The sequence below is a fragment of the Sphingomonas sp. Y38-1Y genome (assembly GCF_032391395.1).
GTDB lineage: Bacteria > Pseudomonadota > Alphaproteobacteria > Sphingomonadales > Sphingomonadaceae > Sphingomonas.
The window spans coordinates 3,244,033-3,262,614 of record NZ_CP135916.1 but is presented as its reverse complement, the minus strand read 5'-3'; the positions used below and the strand labels follow the sequence as shown (position 1 = coordinate 3,262,614).

Annotated in this window: 22 protein-coding genes; 17 read left to right on the top strand and 5 right to left on the bottom strand. The window is 68.5% G+C overall.

Features of this window, described 5'->3' with window-relative positions; all coding sequences use genetic code 11:
• Window positions 1–70: 70 nt before the first annotated feature.
• Together RS883_RS15480 and RS883_RS15475 are read right to left on the bottom strand one after the other, a co-directional pair.
• Window positions 71–592: a YceD family protein gene (locus RS883_RS15480; RefSeq protein ID WP_315761078.1), complete on the bottom strand. Its 522-nt coding sequence runs from the start codon at window positions 590–592 to the stop codon at window positions 71–73.
• Window positions 589–1,101, bottom strand: a complete 513-nt coding sequence (locus tag RS883_RS15475) for a ubiquinol-cytochrome C chaperone family protein (RefSeq protein WP_315761077.1) — start codon at window positions 1,099–1,101, stop codon at window positions 589–591. Before RS883_RS15475 ends, RS883_RS15480 begins: the two co-directional genes overlap by 4 nt.
• Before the next feature lie 120 nt (window positions 1,102–1,221).
• On the opposite strand from RS883_RS15475, the gene RS883_RS15470 reads away from it, so the two are divergent.
• Window positions 1,222–1,692: an outer membrane protein assembly factor BamE gene (locus RS883_RS15470; protein WP_315761076.1), complete on the top strand. Its 471-nt coding sequence runs from the start codon at window positions 1,222–1,224 to the stop codon at window positions 1,690–1,692.
• 136 nt (window positions 1,693–1,828) lie between these two features.
• Window positions 1,829–2,356: an RcnB family protein gene (locus RS883_RS15465; RefSeq protein WP_315761075.1), complete on the top strand. Its 528-nt coding sequence runs from the start codon at window positions 1,829–1,831 to the stop codon at window positions 2,354–2,356.
• 259 nt (window positions 2,357–2,615) lie between these two features.
• On the opposite strand, the gene RS883_RS15460 is transcribed toward RS883_RS15465, so the two are convergent.
• Both RS883_RS15460 and RS883_RS15455 read right to left on the bottom strand, forming a co-directional pair.
• Window positions 2,616–3,629: a hypothetical protein gene (locus RS883_RS15460; protein ID WP_315761074.1), complete on the bottom strand. Its 1,014-nt coding sequence runs from the start codon at window positions 3,627–3,629 to the stop codon at window positions 2,616–2,618.
• On the bottom strand, window positions 3,626–5,008 hold the full coding sequence (locus tag RS883_RS15455) for a glycosyl transferase family protein (RefSeq protein ID WP_315761073.1): 1,383 nt from the start codon (window positions 5,006–5,008) through the stop codon (window positions 3,626–3,628). Before RS883_RS15455 ends, RS883_RS15460 begins: the two co-directional genes overlap by 4 nt.
• Before the next feature lie 208 nt (window positions 5,009–5,216).
• On the opposite strand from RS883_RS15455, the gene RS883_RS15450 reads away from it, so the two are divergent.
• From RS883_RS15450 to RS883_RS15420, 7 genes are all read left to right on the top strand, one after another.
• Window positions 5,217–6,131, top strand: a complete 915-nt coding sequence (locus RS883_RS15450; protein ID WP_315761072.1) for a sulfite exporter TauE/SafE family protein — start codon at window positions 5,217–5,219, stop codon at window positions 6,129–6,131.
• Window positions 6,128–6,892, top strand: coding sequence for a TIGR02186 family protein (locus RS883_RS15445; protein ID WP_315761071.1), 765 nt, complete (start codon window positions 6,128–6,130; stop codon window positions 6,890–6,892). The genes RS883_RS15450 and RS883_RS15445 overlap by 4 nt, the downstream gene beginning before the upstream one ends.
• Window positions 6,893–6,984: 92 nt before the next feature.
• Entirely contained in the window at window positions 6,985–8,661 is a 1,677-nt protein-coding gene (locus tag RS883_RS15440; protein ID WP_409977421.1) for an ATP-binding protein, read from the top strand.
• Between the two features lie 81 nt (window positions 8,662–8,742).
• Entirely contained in the window at window positions 8,743–9,648 is a 906-nt protein-coding gene (locus RS883_RS15435) for a fructose bisphosphate aldolase (RefSeq protein WP_409977358.1), read from the top strand.
• Window positions 9,649–9,814: 166 nt separating this feature from the next.
• Window positions 9,815–10,501: a thiamine phosphate synthase gene (thiE, locus tag RS883_RS15430; RefSeq protein ID WP_315761068.1), complete on the top strand. Its 687-nt coding sequence runs from the start codon at window positions 9,815–9,817 to the stop codon at window positions 10,499–10,501.
• A gap of 56 nt (window positions 10,502–10,557) precedes the next feature.
• Window positions 10,558–11,622, top strand: coding sequence for a L,D-transpeptidase (locus RS883_RS15425; RefSeq protein WP_315761067.1), 1,065 nt, complete (start codon window positions 10,558–10,560; stop codon window positions 11,620–11,622).
• A 4-nt stretch (window positions 11,623–11,626) separates the two neighbouring features.
• Complete coding sequence (locus RS883_RS15420; RefSeq protein WP_315761066.1) at window positions 11,627–12,241, top strand: M23 family metallopeptidase; 615 nt, start codon at window positions 11,627–11,629, stop codon at window positions 12,239–12,241.
• Between the two features lie 117 nt (window positions 12,242–12,358).
• On the opposite strand, the gene RS883_RS15415 is transcribed toward RS883_RS15420, so the two are convergent.
• Window positions 12,359–12,979 (bottom strand): LysE family translocator, encoded by a 621-nt coding sequence (locus RS883_RS15415; RefSeq protein ID WP_315761065.1) that lies wholly within the window; start codon window positions 12,977–12,979, stop codon window positions 12,359–12,361.
• 125 nt (window positions 12,980–13,104) lie between these two features.
• Here RS883_RS15415 and efp point away from each other — a divergent pair, with 125 nt between their 5' ends.
• The 8 genes from efp (at window position 13,105) to RS883_RS15375 (ending at window position 18,581) form a co-directional block, all read left to right on the top strand.
• Window positions 13,105–13,668: an elongation factor P gene (gene efp, locus RS883_RS15410; RefSeq protein WP_315761064.1), complete on the top strand. Its 564-nt coding sequence runs from the start codon at window positions 13,105–13,107 to the stop codon at window positions 13,666–13,668.
• 113 nt (window positions 13,669–13,781) lie between these two features.
• The gene (locus tag RS883_RS15405; protein ID WP_315761063.1) at window positions 13,782–14,582 is read left to right on the top strand and encodes an inositol monophosphatase family protein; all 801 of its coding nucleotides are present in this window, start codon (window positions 13,782–13,784) and stop codon (window positions 14,580–14,582) included.
• A gap of 179 nt (window positions 14,583–14,761) precedes the next feature.
• Complete coding sequence (locus RS883_RS15400; protein ID WP_315761062.1) at window positions 14,762–15,136, top strand: NADH-quinone oxidoreductase subunit A; 375 nt, start codon at window positions 14,762–14,764, stop codon at window positions 15,134–15,136.
• On the top strand, window positions 15,127–15,663 hold the full coding sequence (locus RS883_RS15395) for an NADH-quinone oxidoreductase subunit B family protein (protein WP_315761061.1): 537 nt from the start codon (window positions 15,127–15,129) through the stop codon (window positions 15,661–15,663). The genes RS883_RS15400 and RS883_RS15395 overlap by 10 nt, the downstream gene beginning before the upstream one ends.
• Window positions 15,660–16,523 carry an NADH-quinone oxidoreductase subunit C gene (locus RS883_RS15390; protein WP_315761060.1) on the top strand — a complete coding sequence of 288 codons (864 nt, stop codon included), beginning with the start codon at window positions 15,660–15,662 and terminating at the stop codon, window positions 16,521–16,523. Before RS883_RS15395 ends, RS883_RS15390 begins: the two co-directional genes overlap by 4 nt.
• Window positions 16,523–17,758, top strand: a complete 1,236-nt coding sequence (locus RS883_RS15385) for an NADH-quinone oxidoreductase subunit D (RefSeq protein WP_409977357.1) — start codon at window positions 16,523–16,525, stop codon at window positions 17,756–17,758. Before RS883_RS15390 ends, RS883_RS15385 begins: the two co-directional genes overlap by 1 nt.
• Window positions 17,758–18,426 carry an NAD(P)H-dependent oxidoreductase subunit E gene (locus tag RS883_RS15380; RefSeq protein WP_315761059.1) on the top strand — a complete coding sequence of 223 codons (669 nt, stop codon included), beginning with the start codon at window positions 17,758–17,760 and terminating at the stop codon, window positions 18,424–18,426. The genes RS883_RS15385 and RS883_RS15380 overlap by 1 nt, the downstream gene beginning before the upstream one ends.
• Window positions 18,423–18,581, top strand: coding sequence for a hypothetical protein (locus RS883_RS15375; RefSeq protein WP_315761058.1), 159 nt, complete (start codon window positions 18,423–18,425; stop codon window positions 18,579–18,581). The genes RS883_RS15380 and RS883_RS15375 overlap by 4 nt, the downstream gene beginning before the upstream one ends.
• The last annotated feature ends 1 nt before the right edge of the window (window position 18,582 follow it).

The window sequence follows — 18,582 nt, the reverse complement described above, 5'->3', positions numbered from 1 at the left end:
CCGGCCTCCGCCGGGGAACGAAGAAGGCTGGTGAAGTGACTCGTGCGCTACGCCCCCGCGAGAGCACGCCTCACTTGCCCAGCTTGTCCTTCAGCGCCGCCAGACCCGCAAACGGCCCCGCTTCGCCTTCACCGAGCACCCCTGCCTCGCGGAGCGCCGCCGCTGCCTCGGGCGCGCGCGGGAAGGGGTCGAGCGCCAGCGCCAGCGTCTCCGCCGCGGCTTCGCCGAGATCGATGGCGCTGCCGGTGTAGAACATGGTGTCGCAGTCCGACTCGCCCAGCTCGACCTCTTCGGGCGCGTCCTCGCCCGGTTCGGGGAGGAAGCGGAGCGTGAAGGGTTCGTCGACCGATGCGGGAACGGGCACGCCGGTCACGACGCACGCCTGCATCACCGCGCCGGTCAGCCGGCCGGTCGCGAGCACGCCCACCGCGTCGCGGCGCACGGCATAGTCCGCCTCCAGCCGATCCAGCGACAGGAGGTCGAAGCGCCTGGCGAGCGCCGCGCGCTCGCTCTCGTCCGCCTCGATATGCAGCCGGTGATCGCCGGCGCCGATCTGATCGAGGCGAAGCGGGCGTGCAAATTCCGGAGTCACGGCAGCACGCCTTCGCGCAATCGGTCGCCGCCCATCCCGTCGAGATCGGCGCGGAACGCGGTCAGGCTCTCGCGCACATGCGCCAGCGCCGCGGGCGCCGGTGCCTGCCCTCGCCAGACATTGCGCACCAGCGCGCCTTCGAGGTCGCCGGTCGCCAACCCCTCGCGATAGACGCCCAGCCGTCCGCCCAGCATCCCCATCATCTTGCCGATATGCTTGCCGACCATGATGTCGCCGACGCCCTGCTGGCGAAGCTGGACGTCCATGTCCTCGATGAAGCATTCGGCGAGCGACGCGGACAGCACCGCCTGGCGCTCCCCCTCCGTCTCCAGCCGCAGCAGCACCATCGCCAGCACCGCGGCGACCATGTCGAAGCGACCGTCGATCGTATCGGGGACGCCCCCCTCGACATACCAGTGCGGCTGGCGCGCCCGCGCGACGACGGCGTTGTAGAGAGGGTCGCCCACGCGCTCGCGCGGCTTGCCCAAAAGGCGTTGCAGCAGTCCCATCGCAATCCCTGGTTGCGCGCGCCCTTGTTCGGCGCGCCGGTGCCGCATATTGAGGCGCATCGCGTCCGATGCAATCGCCCGGACGCGGCGTTGCCCGTGCTTTGAGTTCAGGAGATTTCGATGGCGCTGTCCGGTCCCCGTGCGATCGCGTCGCTGCTGGCCCTTTCGGCCGCGGTGGCCGCGTGTGCGCCGCTTCGGAGCCATCAGGGCTATGTGATCGACGCCGACCTGGTCAATTCGGTTCAGCCGGGCGTCGACAATCGCGAATCGGTGCTGCGCACGCTCGGCCAGCCGACGCTGACCGCGCAGTTCAACCAGGGCGAGTGGTATTACGTGTCGCGCGACAGCCGCAACCTCGCCTTCAACAACCCGGATGCCAAGGCGCAGACGACAATTCGCATCCGCTTCGACCCCAACGGCACAGTCCGCAGCATCGACCGCATGGGCCTGGAGCAGATCGCGTCGGTCAGCCCCACGTCGAAGAAGACGCCGACGCTGGGCCGCGAGAAGAGCTTCTTCCAGGAGCTGTTCGGCAACATCGGTACCGTCGGCGCGGCGGGCACGGGCGGCGGTGGCGGCGGCCCTCGCTGATCCTTTGATCCTGTCGTTTCGCTGACAGGTGCGTTCCCGGCCGGTTCAGTGGCCGGGCTCCATATCCGCTTCAGCACGGACGAATCGCTCTTTCCCGAGCGGCCTCGTCCGGGGGCAGAACATGGAGGACGACAAGATGCGTAAGCTCATCACCACCGCCCTGATGGCCGCGGTCGCGATCCCGTCGCTCGCGGTGCCGGGTGTCGCCAGTGCTCAGTCGTGGCGCGAGGTCCAGGACAGCCGCCGCGACGTGCGCGAGGAGCGCCGCGATCTTCGCGACGCGTATCGCAACGGCGACCGCCGCGATGTGCGGGAGGCCCGCCGCGACCTGCGCGACGCGCAGCGCGAGCTTCGCGAGGATCGACGTGACTTCCGCCGCGACCAGCGCTGGGGTCGCAACGACTGGCGCGACTATCGCGGCCGCAACCGCGCGCTCTATGCCCGCGGCAACTGGCGCGCGCCGTTCCGTTACAATCAGTGGCGCCCGGGCGTCCGCATCGCACCGACCTATTATGGCCAGCGCTATTGGATCAATGACCCGTACCGCTATCGCCTGCCCGCGGTCGGCCGCAACCAGCGCTGGATCCGGCATTACGACGACGTGGTGCTGATCGACTATCGCCGCGGCGTGGTGGTCGACGTGATCCGCGGCTTCTACTTCTAAACGCTTCGAGGCGCGGGCGTCCGGTCCGCGCCTCGCCCGCCCCAACAGGTGGGCGGCCCGGTCGGCGGCGACGCCGGCCGGGTTTGCGTGTGCGACGCGCTTGCTCACGTGCGGAAGCCGAACTGATTTTGTGTGAGAACCGCGATCGGCCGCGTCGGCGAGTACGCGCCGACGCGGCCGGTGCGCGACAGGCACCGGTCCCGAAAGGGGATGGGACCGATCGCGAAACGCGCCGATGCCGAAATGGTTCTCGCGGCCTTCAGAAATCGCTGCCGAGGGTGAGCGCCAGCCCCGAGTTCGGCCGCGCGCCGCCGGCGATCCGCTGGCGATAGTCGAGCGTCAGGCGCAGGCTGCGCCCGCCGACCGGCAGCGCGATCGCCGCGGACGGTCCGAGATCGAGTCGCTGCGCATCACGCTGTGCGCCGCCCCAAGCACCGAGCCCCAGCGTCACCTCGCCCGCCCGCCCGGCATTGGCGACCGGGGCGGCGAGGCGGAGCGCGCCGTCGGCGAACGGCTCGGACCGGCCCGCGCGAAGGACGCCGCCCGCCTGTGCATAGCCTTCGAGGCTGAAACCGGCCGCGATCGGGCGCGGCGCGAGTCCGCCGACCGCGAGTAGCGCCGGCCCGCTCGGCGTGCCGTCCAGCCCCAGTCGATGCTCGGCGATGAGGGCGACGGGCGCGCCGCGGGGCCGCCATTCGAGTCCGAGCGCGGCCTCTCGGCCCAGACCCTCGACAGGTGCGGACAGGCGTGCCGAGAGCGCGAAGCGGCGGCCGGCGCCGAGTGCATAGCGGAGCCGCACGCCGCCCTGCGATCCGCCGAGCTGTCCACCGGGGCCAAGGCTTTCGCCGCCACCGGGCCGCAGGGCGAGCCAGCCGCTGCCCGACAGCCGGGAAGCCGCCAGCGCGCGGAACGGGTTAGCGGGCGCCGTCGGCCGCGGCGCGGGAAGATAGGGGGCGACCAGGCTAAGCGCTGGCGGATCGGACTGCGGCACGGCTGGCTCGATGCGCGGACCCTGTTCGAAGGCGAGCGGAACAGGGGCTGGGCCTTCGATAGGGCGCGCCGGCACCCGTGGACGCTCGGGCGGTCTGGCTGCCACCGCCCTCAGCCTGATCGCCGCGGCCGGCATCACCACGGCGGGCGAGGGCGCGGCGTCGGCGACGACCAGGCCGGTCAGCTCGGCGGCTTCGGGCAGCAGCACCGCCGCGCGCATCGCGGTCCAGCCGCCCAGCACCAGCATGAGGAAGCGGAGCGGGCGGCCGGCGGCGGGGGTCATGCCGGTTCGCGCGACAGGTCGGGAAAGTGGTGCGCGGTCTTGTCCCATTGCAGCGTCTGCCCGCGCAGCAGCCCGACATAGCGCCACATCGCCTTTCGCGCGGCGAGGATGGCGATGTAGTTGGCGACGACCAGCCGCGGGATCGACCACAAGGCCTCCTGCCACCCATAGCTCGCGCCGACGAAGCCGATGCGCATCGCCGCGCGCCAGCCGAGCAGCAGCGCGTTGACGCCGAGCAGCCAGGCGAGCGCGGAATCGACCGGCGCCGGATCGGTGCCGCGCCACCAGTGGACAAGCGCGAGGACACCCCAGCCGACCAGCGCCAGATAGGCCGCGGCGAGCACCAGCACCGACAGGATCGCGCGCCGGTCGCGCATCCGCATCCAGTGGTCGCCAAGCGCCAGCGTCCGCCCCCACCCGGTGCGGTCCCAGCCTGCCAGCGCGATCCCCGTCATCCACCGCGCCTTCTGCCGGATCGACGCGTTGAGGCCCGCGGGGAAGAAGGCGCGCACCGCGACGGGTTGTCCGCCCGGCATCTCGAGCACGCGCGCGAACGCCGCCCGGCCGCCCAGCCGCCCGATCGCGAGGCCGAGTTCGTAATCCTCGGTAAGCGAGGCGGGATCGAACGGCAGACCACCGCGCATCGCCGCGACGCGTGCAAGCATCGCCCGGTCGATCGCACAGCCGACGCCGGCGAGCGGCATCGCCGCCCCGAGCGCTTGGCGGACGAGCATGCCCTTGGCGTGGCTCTCGGCGAATTCGTTGGCATAGTGGCCGGCGACAAAGCGCGATTGCTGGTCGATCAGCGGCAGCACGGGCACCTGCACCACCTCTGCGCCCATCGCGAGGTGATGGGCATAGACCGCCAGCTCGCCGCGATGGACGACGTCCTCGGCATCGTGGAGCACGATCGCGCGGACCGCCGCGCCCTCGGCCGCCTCGTCGGCGAGCATCGCGCGCCAGATCGTGTTGAGGCAGTCGGCCTTGGTCGTGGGCCCGGCGCGCTCACCGACGACCAGGCGGATGCGCGGCTCGACCCCGGCGACCTCCGCCACCGCGTCGATCGTCGCGCGGTCGTTGGGATAGGTACCGACATAGAGCCGCCAGTCGGGATGGTCGAAGCGGGCGGCGGCGGTGCGCAGCATCGCGCCGATCACCGCGCTCTCGTCCCACGCCGCCACGAAGATCGCGAGGCGTCCGCCCTCGACCGGCGTCGGCGGCAGGTCGGCGAGGACCAGCGACTTGGCGCCGCGAACACGGCGGACGGCAAGGCGAAGAAGATAGAGCGCGTCGACAAGAAGATCGTCGAAGCCGCCGATCGCGAACCCGATCGCGGCAAACAACATCGCTTCATGCACCGCTGCCGTTAGCAGCGACACCAGCCAATCGCCTTCCATGCGGTCTGCCCCCAAACCGATTCGGACTTGCGCAGCATTTATCCGATCCGGATTAAACGCAAGGATCAGTTGCTTATGGGACGTTCTTCACGAACAAGACGCCGATCGGACCGAAGCGGACGATGGGAAAGCCGGGTTCCCTTTGGCCGATGGCTGGCCTAGCACCGCCTCACCAGCCTTGTGGGTGCCGATGGACCTTTATCTCCCGATCGCGAACCTGTCGGTCAACGCGCTGGTCATCGTGGCACTGGGCTTCGGTGTCGGCTGGCTGTCGGGGATGTTCGGCGTCGGCGGCGGCTTCCTGACGACGCCGCTGCTGATCTTCTATGGCATCCCCCCCACCGTCGCGGCCGCTTCCGCCGCGAGCCAGGTGACCGGCGCCAGCGTCTCCGGCGTGTTCGCACATGCGCGGCGCAAGGGCGTCGATTACCAGATGGGCGGGGTGATGGTCGCGGGCGGCGTGGTCGGCTCGCTGATCGGCGCCTGGCTGTTCGAACTGCTGCGCGCGACCGGGTTGATCGATACGATCATCTCCCTGCTCTACGTCATTCTGCTGGGATCGGTCGGCGGGCTGATGCTGCGCGAGTCGCTCGGCACGATCCGGGCGGGGCGGCGCGGCGAGTCGGTGCGCGCGGCGCGGCGGCGGCACCATCCGCTGATCGCCTCGCTGCCGCTGCGCTGGCGCTTCTATCGCTCGGGGCTCTACATCTCGCCGCTCGCGCCCTTGTTGCTGGGTCTCTTGACGGGTGTGCTGACGATGCTGCTGGGCGTCGGCGGCGGCTTCTTCCTCGTCCCCGCGATGATCTATCTGCTGGGCATGGGCGCGCAGGTGGTGGTGGGGACGAGCCTGTTCCAGATCCTGTTCACCACCGCCGCGGCGACGATGGTGCATGCGACGACGACGCGGGCGGTCGACATCGTGCTCGCCGTGCTGCTGCTGATCGGTTCGGTCGCGGGCGCGCAGCTCGGTACGCGCTTTGCGTCGCGGCTGAAGCCCGAGCAGCTTCGCCTGGCGCTCGCGCTGATCGTGCTCGCGGTCGCGCTGCGGATGGCGCTGGGGCTCGGCTGGCGGCCGGGCGAGCTCTATTCGGTCGAGCTCGCGTGAGACGCCTCAAGCGACTGGCCGCGCTCGCGCTCGCGCCGCTGCTGCTGGGTCAGGCGGACGCGCCCCTGCTCGTTCCCGACGCGTCGCAGCGCGAGATCGAGATCGTCTACAGCTTCACCGGCGCCGACCTGCTGCTGTTCGGGGCGATCCTCTATCCCGACCGCGCGGCGGCGGAGCGGCCCGCCGACATCGTCGTAGTGGTGAAGGGGCCGAGCCAGTCGATCCTGATGCGCGAAAAGCAGAAGGTCGCCGGCATCTGGGTCAATGCAGAGGCGATGCGCTATCGGTCGGCGCCGTCCTATTATGCGATCGCCTCGTCCCGGCCGGTCAAGTCGATCGTCGATACGCGGACGCGCGCGATCTACGAATTGGGGCTCGACAGCCTCCAGCTCTCGCCGATCGGCAGCGAGCCTCAACTGGTGCAGGACCGCTTCGTTCGCGGGCTGGTCGAACAGCGGCGGCGCAACGGGCTGTACGTGGAGGCGCCGGGCGCGGTCGAGATCACCGACGGCGTCCTCTATCGCGCGCGCATCGCAATCCCCGCGCGCGTGCCGGTCGGGCGGTTCACGGCCGAGACCTTCCTGATCCGCGACGGCCGCGTGCTGGCCGCCGCGGTGCGTGAGATCGACATCCGCAAGTCGGGGTTCGAGCGGTTTGTCGCGGCGGCGGCGCAGAACCATGCGATCGTCTATGGGTTGGTCGCGGTGCTGCTGTCGGTCGGCTTCGGCTGGGGCGCGGGGGCGCTCTGGCGGCGGTTCTGAACGAATCGCGTTCGCCGAAACCTCACCAACGCAAAATTTACCTCCGCTTTGGTATGGCCTTGCGTGAGATGGACGGCGAGGGCCTTTTACGCATGGCGGACATGCAGCATCGCCATGCTTTCGAGCAGGCCGAGCCCGCCGGTGCGGGTGCCGGATCCGTGGCCGTCACGGTCCAAGCCCCGCCGATCGGCATCGTCACCGAGATTTCAGGCGCGGGCAGCCGCGTCACCTTCGACCGCGCCGCGATCGAGGGGATGCGCGACCATGAGGACGAGACGCTGGCGACGGCGGGACAGGTCGGCAGCCTGGTCAAGATCCGTTGCGGCGCCACCTGGCTGATCGCCAGCGTCCGCACGCTCCGCCTGACCGAGGACGGCCATGCCGACGTCGCCGCGCAGATCGACTTTTTGGGCGAGGGCGACGAAGAGAAGCTGACCGGCAAGCTCTATCGCTTCCGCCGCGGCGTCACCCGCTATCCGACGCCGGGGGCAGAGGTGCTGCCGGTGTCGACCAGCGACCTTCGCCAGGTCTATCAGACCGACGACCGGCCCAACGTGAAGATCGGCACCGTCTATCCGACGCGCGACATCAAGGCGGCGCTCTATGTCGACGCGATGCTGGGCAAGCATTTCGCGCTCCTGGGCTCGACCGGTACCGGCAAGTCGACCAGCGCCGCGCTGATCCTCCACCGCATCTGCGAGGCGGCGCCACAGGGTCATATCGTGATGATCGATCCGCACGGCGAATATGCCGCGGCGTTCGCGTCGCGCGGGGCGATCTTCGACGTCGGCAATCTGGCGATGCCGTACTGGCTGATGAACTTCGAGGAACATTGCGAGGTGTTCCTGACCAACGAGGGCGCGCAACGGCAGCTCGATGCCGACATCCTCGCCAAGTGCCTGCTCGCCGCGCGCGGCAAGAACCGGCTGGCCGCCGACGTCAAGCTGACGGTCGATTCGCCCATCCCCTATCTGCTCAGCGACCTGACGACCCAGATCACGCAGGAAATGGGCAAGATGGACCGCGCGGGCGACACCACGCCCTATCTGCGGCTCAAGACCAAGATCGAGGAGGTGAAGGGCGACCCGCGCTATACCTTCATGTTCTCCGGCATGCTCGTCGCCGACACGATGGCGACGTTTCTGGCGCGGATGTTCCGCCTGCCGGCCGAGGGCAAGCCGATCTCGATCATCGACGTGTCGGGCGTGCCGAGCGAGATCACCTCGGTGGTCGTCGCGGTGCTGAGTCGAATGGTGTTCGACTATGCGATCTGGTCGCGCGGCGAGGCGATGCGGCCGATCCTGCTCGTCTGCGAGGAAGCGCACCGCTACGTCCCCAACGAGCGCAACGCCGATGGATCGTCGGTCGGCCGCATCCTCAGCCGGATCGCCAAGGAAGGGCGAAAGTACGGCGTGTCCCTCGGCCTCATCACCCAGCGGCCATCGGACCTGGCCGAAGGCGTGCTGTCGCAGTGCGGTACGATCATCACGATGCGCCTCAACAACGATCGCGACCAGGCGTTCGTCCGCGCGGCGATGCCCGAGGGCGCGCGCGGCTTCCTCGATTCGATTCCGGCGCTTCGCAACCGCGAATGTATCATCTGCGGCGAGGGTGTGGCGACGCCGATCCGCGTCCAGTTCGACGACCTGGAGGAAGCGCTGCGCCCCGCCTCTGCCGACCCCTCCTTCACGCAGCTCTGGCGCCAGTCCGGCGGCGAGGAAGCCTCGCTCCAGCGCACGATCAAGCGCTGGCGCAGCCAGCGGCAATAGTCCGCTCCGGACGAGCCATTGCCCGTCGTTGCTGCACCCGCTAAGCGGCGCGGCATACGTATGCAAAGCGGGGATGAGATGATGGACAAGGCCCAGATGACGGCGCGGATCGAAGGCGGCGAGGGCTTCATCGCCGCGCTCGACCAGTCGGGTGGTTCGACGCCCAAGGCGCTCAAGGGCTATGGCATCGAGGAGGGCGCCTGGGACGGCGACGACGCGATGTTCGCGCTGATCCACGGGATGCGCGCGCGGATCATCACCGCGCCGTCGTTCAACGGCGACAAGGTGCTGGGCGCGATCCTGTTCGAGCGGACGATGGACGGCCAGGTCGCCGGCAAGCCGACTCCGACGGCGCTGATCGAGCGCGGCGTCGTTCCCTTCATCAAGATCGACAAAGGGCTGGAGGCGGAAGCCGACGGCGTCCAGCTGATGAAGCCGATCGACGGCCTCGACGGACTGCTGTCGCGCGCCGCCGACCTTGGCGTGTTCGGGACCAAGGAGCGCTCGGTCATTAACCTGGCCAACCCCGCCGGCATCGCCGCGGTGGTCGCGCAGCAGTTCGAGGTGGCGCGCCAGGTGCTCGCCGCCGGCCTCGTCCCGATCATCGAGCCCGAGGTCAACATCAAGAGCCCCGAGCGCGCGCAGGCCGACCGCATCCTGAAGGACGAGCTCCTCAAGGCGCTGGACGCGATGCCGGGCGACGACAAGGTGATGCTGAAGCTGTCGATTCCGGCCGAGGCGGGTCTGTTCGACGCGCTGGTCGACCATCCGCGCGTCCTGCGCGTCGTCGCGCTGTCGGGCGGGTTCGCCCGGCCGCAGGCCTGCGCCGAGCTTGCCAAGAACCGCGGCATGATCGCCAGCTTCAGCCGCGCGCTGCTCGAGGATCTGCGCGCGCAGATGAGCGAGGCGGAGTTCGACGCCGCGCTGGGCGGCGCGATCGACGAGATCCACGCGGCGTCGACGAAGAAGGTCGCGCTGGCGGCGTGATGCCTCGTGCTCCCGCTGAGACGGGAGCACGGGTCCATTCTTCGCCACCCCGGACTTGATCCGGGGTCCCGCTTCTTCGGGCGTCAGAGAAGAAGCGGGATCCCGGCTCGGGGCCGGGATGACGGGAGTGCTTCCATAACCGCCCCCATCGCACTAACCCGCGGCGATGACCGATCTCGAAGACGATCCCCTCGGCCCGCTTGACCCCGATTTCGCCGCGCGCTTCAAACGCGACGATCGCCGGCCGCCATGCCAGCTCTACCTCGTCTCTCCGCTGGACGTCGGCGGCGAGTTCCCCGATCGGCTGGCCCGCGCGCTCGATGCCGGGCCGGTCGCGGCGTTCCAGTTCCGGGTGAAGGGCATCGACCAGCACAAGGCCGCGGCGCTTGCCGAACCGCTCCAGCGGCTTTGCGAGACGCGCGAGGTCGCGTTCATCGTCAACGACTCGATCGGCCTCGCCAAGCGGCTCGGTGCCGACGGCGTCCATTTGGGGCAGGGCGATGGCGACGTCCGCGAGGCGCGCGCGGCGCTCGGCCCGGCGGCACAGGTCGGCGTGACCTGTCACGACAGCCGCCACCTGGCGATGGAGGCGGGGGAGGCGGGCGCCGACTATGTCGCGTTCGGCAGCTTCTACGAGACCAGCACCAAGGCGGTGAGCCATCGGCCCGAGCCGGTCATCCTGTCCTGGTGGTCGGCGCTGTTCGAGGTGCCCTGCGTCGCGATCGGCGGCATCACTCCCGATAATGCCCGCCCGCTGGTCGAGGCAGGCGCCGATTTCCTGGCGGTTTCAGGCTCGGTCTGGAGCGGTGACGAGGCAGCGGCGGTCAAGGCGTTCGCGTCGCTGTTGGCGTAGGTTCATGCAACAAAGGTGAGTCCCGCTCGTTCGTTTCGGCCAAGGAGGCATCGAGCATGGGGCACATTGGACATTTCGATCGCGCGCTGATGGGCGCCGTCGGGCTCGCGACCGTCTTCGCCGCAGCGCTGGGCTTTGCCGGCACGCCGATCGCGGAGGCGCAGGCGCCCGAAACCAGGGGTCAGGCGGCGGCACCGGCCAAATCGCCGGTCGACCTCAACACGCTGAAGGCGCAGGTCATCCTGTCCAAGCTCGGCTTCTCGTCGGGCCTGCTCGACGGCAAGAACAGCGTCGGGTTCAAGGGCGCGATCCGCGGGTTCCAGGAGAGCCGCGGCCTTGGCCTGACAGGCCGGCTCGACGCGCCGACGGTGCAGGCGCTCTCGCGGTTCGAGGCGGTCGAGCCGGTCAAAACGATCACCCTCGCGCCGCAGATGATCGCCGGGCCGTTCGTCAACCCGATCCCCAAGGACTACAGCGAGCAGGCCAAGCTCCCGGGCCTCGCCTATCGCTCGCCGCTCGAGAAGCTGGCCGAGATGTTCCATACCTCGCCCGAGGTGCTGGTGGCGCTCAACAGTCGGGAAACGCCGCTCAAGGCCGGGCAGCAGATCGTCGTGCCGAACGCACTGCCCTCGTCGCGCGACTATGACATCGATGATGCGACCTGGAAGCGGACCGTCGCCTATCTCAACGTCGATGCGCGCCAGCCGACCGCCGATCACGTCGTCGTCGACGAGAGCGAGGGCGTGCTCAAGGTGATGAACGCCGAGGACCGCGTGATCGCGCAATTCCCTGCGACGATGGGATCGGCCGAGTTTCCGCTGCCGATCGGCGAATGGACGATCAAGGGCACCGCGTTCAATCCCGACTGGAAGTTCCAGCCCGAGCTGATCGCCGGATCGAAGCCCGGCGCCAAGGAAGCGGTGGTGCCGCCCGGTCCCAACAACCCGGTCGGCGTCGTGTGGATGGACCTGTCCAAGCCGCATTACGGCATTCACGGCACGCCCGAACCGCAGAATATCGGCAAGACCGAAAGCAATGGCTGCATCCGCCTGACCAACTGGGATGCGGCGCGGCTGGCGCTGATGGTCAAGCCGGGGACCAAGGCGATCTTCCGGAAATAGCGCGATGACGCGGTTGGGTTGGCGCATCCTCGCGCTGATCGTCGTCGCGATCGGAGTGTTCGCGTCGATGCTGCGCTTTGGCGGCCCACCTGCCGCGCGGCCCGAACCAGTTCACGCGGTTGCGGCCGTTCCCGAAGCGCTCGCGCCGCCGCCTGCGGGCGAGCGCATCCGCTGGGAAGGCGGGCTGCTGACCGTCCCCGTCGCCGGGATCGAGCGATCGGCGATCGCGTCGAGCTGGGGCGATCCGCGCGGCGGCGGCGCGCGGCTGCACCGGGGCAACGACATCATGGCGCCCGGCGGCACGCCCGTGCTCGCGGCGGCGGACGGCGTGGTCGAGAAAGTCTTCTGGAGCGCGGGGGGCGGGGGCAACACGCTCTACGTCCGCTCGCCGGATGGGCGTTGGACCTATTATTACGCGCATCTCGCCGCCTATGCGCCTGGGATCGAGGAGGGCACGCGCGTCCGCGCCGGCCAGCCGATCGCGGCGGTGGGCGATACCGGCAATGCGGGGCCCGGCAACACCCACCTCCATTTCGGACTGAGCGCGATGGCGCCGGGCCAGCGCTGGTGGGAGGGCCGGGCGGTGGACCCCACGCCGCTGCTGACGGGTAAGCGGTAGGTTCTGCAAAACTCCTACCGTTCGCCCTGAGCTTGTCGAAGGGCGTGTTCCAGGCACGTGCCCTTCGACGAAGCTCAGGACAGGCTTCGACAAGCTCAGCACGAACGGACGGGGGCGCTATCGCGACGTCGCCGCCAACGCCACCCCCGCCGACAGGATCACCCCGCCGCCGATCCGCTCGGTCCAGCGCCGCGTCGCCGGATGGCGGACAATGCCCGCCGCGCGGCTGGCGGCGAGCGCGTAGAGCGTGTCGGTGACCGCCGCCGTCAGGACGAAGGTCGCGCCGAGCACCAGCGCCTGAGGCAGATAGGGGCGGTCGGGGCGGACGAACTGGCTGGCAAAGGCGACGAAGAACAGGATCGTCTTGGGATGAAGGCCGCCCACCGCGACGTTGGTCATGAACGCCGCGCGCGGACTGACGGGGCGCCGCTCGAGCTCGGCGGTGCCGGCCCGGCCGCTGCGCAGGATCGCGAGGATGCCGATGACGATCAGATAGCCCGCGCCCACCCATTTGAAGATCGAAAAGGCGAGCGCCGAGGCCGCGAGGATCGCGCCCGCGCCCGCGAGCGAGGCGGTGACCGCCAGCAGATTGCCCGTCGCCATCCCCGCGACCGACGCCAGCGCCGCGCGCCGCCCGGAAGAAAAGGCGAAGCCGACGATGCTCGCCACCCCCGGCCCAGGCAACACCGCCAGCAACAACGCCGCCGCCGCGAACGGCAGCCACACCTCGAACGCCATGCCTTGCCCCTTTAGTCCCCACCGCATCATAGCGCGGCGGGCGGCGGTGCCCAAGCGCGTGGCTTGCCCGGCGGCGGCGGCGCGGCTAAAGCCCGCCCACCAGCTCTTTCCAACAGGTCAATCGCATGAAGATCAGCGGCGTGGACATCCGTCCCGGCAACATCATCGAGTATGAAGGCGGCATCTGGCGTGCGGTCAAGATCCAGCACACCCAGCCCGGCAAGGGCGGCGCCTATATGCAGGTCGAGATGAAGAACCTGATCGACGGGCGCAAGACCAACGTCCGCTTCCGTTCGGCCGAGACGGTTGAGCGCGTGCGGCTGGATACCAAGGACTTCCAGTTCCTGTTCGCCGAGGGTGATACGCTCACCTTCATGGACAAGGACAATTACGAGCAGATCACGCTCGACAAGGGCGTGCTGGGCGACGCGGCCGAGTTCCTTCAGGACGGCATGGACGTCGTCATGGAGCTTCATGACGAGCGGCCGATCAGCGTCCAGCTTCCCGACACGATCGAGGCGACGATCGTCGAGGCCGATGCGGTGGTGAAGGGGCAGACCGCCTCTTCCAGCTACAAGCCCGCGATCCTCGACAACGGCGTCCGCGTGATGGTGCCGCCGCACATCACCAGCGGCACGCGCATCGTCGTCGACGTGTACGAGCGCGAATATGTGAAGCGCGCGGACTGAGCATCTCACCCTCTCCCCTTCAGGGGAGAGGGCCGGGGAGAGGGGCAGTCGGCCCGCTCTCTTCCCCTCTCCCAACCCTCTCCCCTGAAGGGGAGAGGGCTTAAGGTATCGATATGACCGCCCAATCCGGCCTCATTACCGTCATGGAGCGCGCCGCGCGCAAGGCGGCGCCGCGCCTTCGCCGCGACTTCAACGAGGTCCAGCACCTTCAGGTGTCGAAGAAGGGTCCGGCCGACTTCGTGTCGATGGCCGACCAGCGCGCCGAGCGCACGCTTTATGACGAGCTTCTGAAGGCGCGGCCCGACTGGGGCTTCGTCATGGAAGAGGGCGGGATGATCGAGGGTGATCCCGACAAGCCGCGCTGGATCATCGATCCGCTCGATGGGACGACTAACTTCCTCCACGGCATCCCGCACTTCGCGATCTCGATCGCGGTCGAGGATTCGCGCTCGGGCATCACCCACGGCCTCATCTATCAGCCGCTGACGGACGAGAGCTTCTGGGCCGAAAAGGGGCGGGGTGCCTGGCTGACGGGGCAGCGGCTGCGCGTGTCGGCGCGGCGTGACCTCAATGATGCGATCATCGCCACCGGCATCCCGTTCCTGGGGCATGGCGATTTTCCCGAATGGACGCGGATCTTCGGCGCGATCGCACCCGAAGTCGCGGGCATCCGCCGGCTGGGGTCGGCGGCGCTCGACCTCGCCTGGGTCGCGGCGGGGCGGTTCGACGGATTCTGGGAAAGCGGGCTCAACATCTGGGACGTCGCGGCGGGCTATCTGATCGTCAAGGAAGCCGGCGGCTACGTCACCGACTATCGCGGCGCCGACCAGGCGCTGGAACGGCGCCAGGTGCTGGCGGCGAACGACGTCCTCCATTCCAAGCTGCACAAGCTGGCCGCCAACGCGCTTCGCTAAGGCGAGCCGGCGGCGACAACCATCTGAAAACAGGTTCCCGGCGCGAGGGGTCGCGCGGCGAATACGCCGCCGCGTGCCGGCGGTCAGTTGCGATTCATTCTCACCGGAACGCCGCCTTGCCCCCCTCGGTTCATCGGCCTAGAAGCCCCACAAACCCTGCTGCAACCGCGAGATGGCCCTTGGTCGACCTGTCGCAATATCTGCCGATCCTGATGTTCCTGGGGGTGGCGCTCGTGCTTTCCTCGGCGTTCGTGTTCCTGCCGATGATCGCCGCGCGCTTCACCGGCGCGCACAAGCCCACGCCCGAGAAGCTGACCGAATATGAATGCGGCTTCCCCGCGTTCGAGGATTCGCGCAGCCAGTTCGACGTGCGCTTTTATCTCGTCGCGATCCTGTTCATCGTCTTCGATCTGGAGGCGGCGTTCCTATATCCTTGGGCAGTCAGCGTTTTCGATCTCGGTTGGGTCGCCTGGACCTCGATGATGATCTTCATCGCCGAACTCGCGCTCGGCCTTGTCTATGCCTGGAAGAAGGGAGCACTCGATTGGGAGTGAACCTCGTACAGCCCGCCCCCGGCACTGCGCCGGACGTCGGCTTTTACAACGACCTGAACGGTGAGCTTCAGGACAAGGGTTTCCTCGTCACCTCGACGGAGGACCTCTTCACCTGGGCGCGCACCGGCTCGCTGTGGTGGATGACGTTCGGCCTCGCCTGCTGCGCGGTCGAGATGATCCACGTCAACATGCCCCGCTACGACATGGAGCGGTTCGGCGCCGCGCCGCGCGCGTCTCCGCGCCAGTCGGACGTGATGATCGTCGCGGGCACGCTCTGCAACAAGATGGCCCCGGCGCTCCGCCGCGTGTACGATCAGATGTCGGAGCCGAAATACGTCATCTCGATGGGCTCGTGCGCCAATGGCGGCGGCTATTACCATTACAGCTACAGCGTCGTTCGCGGCTGTGACCGGATCGTGCCCGTCGACATCTATGTCCCCGGCTGTCCCCCGACCGCCGAGGCGCTGCTCTATGGCGTGATGCAGCTCCAGCGGAAGATTCGCCGCATCGGGACGGTGGAACGGTGAGGTCGGCCGCTCCCCGCTATGCCGCGAATGACGGCGTGATCGAGACCGCGACCGCCACGCTGGGCGGCGCGGTGCTCGACGCGCAGGACAAGGTCGGCGAGGTCACGCTGACGATCGACCGAGACGGGCTGATCGGCGCGATGATCGCGCTGCGCGACACGCCCGGCCTCGAATATCAGCAGCTGATGGAGATCGCCGGCGTTGACTATCCGGAGCGCGAGGAGCGCTTCGACGTCTGCTATCACCTGCTCAGCGTCACGCGGAACCATCGTCTGCGCGTCCGCGTGACCGCGAGCGAGGACACGCCGGTGCCCAGCGTCACGGGGCTGTGGCCGGTCGCCAACTGGCTCGAGCGCGAAGTTTATGACATGTACGGCGTGCTGTTCGACGGGCATCCGGACCTGCGCCGCATCCTGACCGACTATGGCTTTCGCGGGCATCCCTTTCGCAAGGACTTCCCGCTGACCGGCTTCGTCGAGCTGCGTTATTCGGAAGAGGCCAAGCGCGTGGTGTACGAGCCGGTGAAGCTGGCTCAGGACTTCCGCAATTTCGAGTTCATGAGCCCGTGGGAGGGCGCGCAATACGTGCTGCCGGGCGACGAGAAGGCGGCGGCTGCGCCCACGCCCGCCGCGCCGCCGGCTGCGCTGCCCGAGGCCAAGGGCGCGCCGAGCCCCGTCACCGCCGACCAGATCGTCCGCGCCGATGCCGAGAAGGCTCCGGGCCCGCAGGCGACCGAGACCAAGGTCACCGAGAAGCCGGCTGACACCGGCGCCGGCCAACCGCATCCGGGCAATCAGCCGGGCGAGAAGCCCGCCGATCCGGACGTCGTTCCCTCAAAGGGGGAAGGGCAGAACCAGTAATGACCGACACCACCACCGAACTGATGCACGCCGCCGGCCAGGGCCCCGAGAGCCCCGGCGACGTCGCGATCCAGAACTACACGATCAACTTCGGTCCGCAGCATCCCGCGGCGCACGGCGTGTTGCGCCTCGTCATGGAGATGGACGGCGAGGTGATCGAGCGGATCGATCCGCATGTCGGCCTGCTTCACCGCGGCACCGAGAAGCTGTGCGAGTACAAGACGTACCAGCAGGCGATCCCCTATTTCGACCGGCTCGACTACTGCTCGCCGATGTGCATGGAGCACAGCTTCGTGCTCGGCATCGAGAAGCTGCTCGACCTGGAAGTGCCGGTTCGCGGCCAGTATCTGCGCGTGTTCTTCGCCGAACTGACGCGCATCATGAACCACATGCTGAATCTCGGCAGCCACGTGATGGACGTGGGCGCGATGACGCCCAACCTGTGGATGTTCGAGCTTCGCGAAGACCTGATGAACTTCTACGAGCGCGCGTCGGGCGCTCGCATGCACGCCAACTATTTTCGCGTCGGCGGCGTGCGTCAGGACGTGCCGCTCAAGCTGCTCACCGATATCGCCGACTGGCTCGACACGCGCCTGCCGCGGCTGTTCGGCGATGCGATCAGCTTGGTCGCCGAGAACCGCATCTTCAAGCAGCGCAACGTCGACATCGCGATCGTCAGCCGAGAGGACGCGCTGAAGTGGGGCTTCTCCGGCCCGATGATCCGCGCGGCGGGGCTGCCCTGGGACCTGCGCAAGTCGCAGCCCTATGACGTCTATGACCGCATGGAGTTCGACGTGCCAGTTGGCACGCGCGGCGACTGCTATGACCGGTTCATGGTCCGCGTCGAGGAAGTCTGGCAGTCGGCGCGCATCATGAAGCAGTGCCTGAACGAGATGCCGGACGGCCCCGTCCTGTCGCTCGATCGCAAGGTGGCGGTGCCGCACCGGGCGGAGATGAAGCGCTCGATGGAGGCGCTGATCCACCACTTCAAGCTTCATACCGAGGGCTTCCACGTGCCCGCGGGCGAAGTCTATGTCGCGACCGAGAGCCCCAAGGGCGAGTTCGGCGTGTTCATCGTCTCCGACGGGTCGAACAAGCCCTATCGCGTGAAGATCCGGCCGACGGCGTTCAGCCACCTCCAGGCGATGGACTTCATGAGCCGCGGGCACATGCTCGCCGACACCACCGCCATTCTGGGCGCGATGGACATCGTGTTCGGGGAGTGTGACCGCTAATGGCTGACGCAGCACCCATCCCCGACGAGGGCGAGACCCGCGCCCGTTGGGGCAATTTCGCCTGGAACGAAGCGAACATCGCCAAGGCGAACGAGATCGTCGGCCGCTATCCCGCGGGCCGGCAGATGTCGGCGGCGCTGCCGCTCCTCGACCTTGCCCAGCGGCAGGTGGGCGCGGAGACGCAGACGCAAGGCTGGCTGCCCGTGCCGGTGATCGAGTTCGTCGCGCGCTTCCTCGACATGCCGTACATCCGCGTGTTTGAGGTCGCGACCTTCTACACCATGTACAATCTGGCGCCGGTCGGCCGCTATCACGTCCAGGTTTGCGGCACGACGCCGTGCATGCTGCGCGGGTCGGACGACGTGTTGGCGGCGTGCAAGAACCAGGGGTTGGTCAAGGGGCGCACCACGCCCGACGGCCTGTTCACGCTGACCGAGGTCGAGTGCATGGGCAATTGCGCCAATGCGCCGATGGTCCAGATCAACGACGATAATTTCGAGGATCTCGACTACGACAAGACCGTCGCGATCCTGTCGGCGCTGGCAGCCGGCGAGACGCCGAAGCCGGGGTCGCAGAACGGCCGGCATACGTCGGAGCCGGAAGGCGGCCCGACGACGCTGACCGCGATGGTCGAGGGCAATCACGATTACCGGGGTGAGTGGGCGTGAACCTGCTGATCGCCATCGCCGTCTTCGTCGTCGCGATTGTCGTGCTGGTTGCGCTGCTCAAGGTGGCGTTCAACCTGATCGTCGTCGCGATCGGGGTCGGCCTGGCGGTCGCCGCCTATTTCCTCGCCGAAAAGCTTATTGGACAGGGACGCTGAG

What these genes read in the sequence shown, in the direction of transcription:
- RS883_RS15435 (WP_409977358.1), top strand. Translation starts at nt 8,743, where the DNA reads ATGGACAAGGCCCAGATGACGGCGCGGATCGAAGGCGGCGAGGGCTTC.
- RS883_RS15380 (WP_315761059.1), top strand. Translation starts at nt 17,758, where the DNA reads ATGGCTGACGCAGCACCCATCCCCGACGAGGGCGAGACCCGCGCCCGT.
- thiE (WP_315761068.1), top strand. Translation starts at nt 9,815, where the DNA reads ATGACCGATCTCGAAGACGATCCCCTCGGCCCGCTTGACCCCGATTTC.
- RS883_RS15385 (WP_409977357.1), top strand. Translation starts at nt 16,523, where the DNA reads ATGACCGACACCACCACCGAACTGATGCACGCCGCCGGCCAGGGCCCC.
- RS883_RS15405 (WP_315761063.1), top strand. Translation starts at nt 13,782, where the DNA reads ATGACCGCCCAATCCGGCCTCATTACCGTCATGGAGCGCGCCGCGCGC.
- RS883_RS15460 (WP_315761074.1), bottom strand. Translation starts at nt 3,629, where the DNA reads ATGACCCCCGCCGCCGGCCGCCCGCTCCGCTTCCTCATGCTGGTGCTG.
- RS883_RS15470 (WP_315761076.1), top strand. Translation starts at nt 1,222, where the DNA reads ATGGCGCTGTCCGGTCCCCGTGCGATCGCGTCGCTGCTGGCCCTTTCG.
- RS883_RS15415 (WP_315761065.1), bottom strand. Translation starts at nt 12,979, where the DNA reads ATGGCGTTCGAGGTGTGGCTGCCGTTCGCGGCGGCGGCGTTGTTGCTG.
- efp (WP_315761064.1), top strand. Translation starts at nt 13,105, where the DNA reads ATGAAGATCAGCGGCGTGGACATCCGTCCCGGCAACATCATCGAGTAT.
- RS883_RS15475 (WP_315761077.1), bottom strand. Translation starts at nt 1,101, where the DNA reads ATGGGACTGCTGCAACGCCTTTTGGGCAAGCCGCGCGAGCGCGTGGGC.
- RS883_RS15420 (WP_315761066.1), top strand. Translation starts at nt 11,627, where the DNA reads ATGACGCGGTTGGGTTGGCGCATCCTCGCGCTGATCGTCGTCGCGATC.
- RS883_RS15440 (WP_409977421.1), top strand. Translation starts at nt 6,985, where the DNA reads ATGGCGGACATGCAGCATCGCCATGCTTTCGAGCAGGCCGAGCCCGCC.
- RS883_RS15465 (WP_315761075.1), top strand. Translation starts at nt 1,829, where the DNA reads ATGCGTAAGCTCATCACCACCGCCCTGATGGCCGCGGTCGCGATCCCG.
- RS883_RS15425 (WP_315761067.1), top strand. Translation starts at nt 10,558, where the DNA reads ATGGGGCACATTGGACATTTCGATCGCGCGCTGATGGGCGCCGTCGGG.
- RS883_RS15450 (WP_315761072.1), top strand. Translation starts at nt 5,217, where the DNA reads ATGGACCTTTATCTCCCGATCGCGAACCTGTCGGTCAACGCGCTGGTC.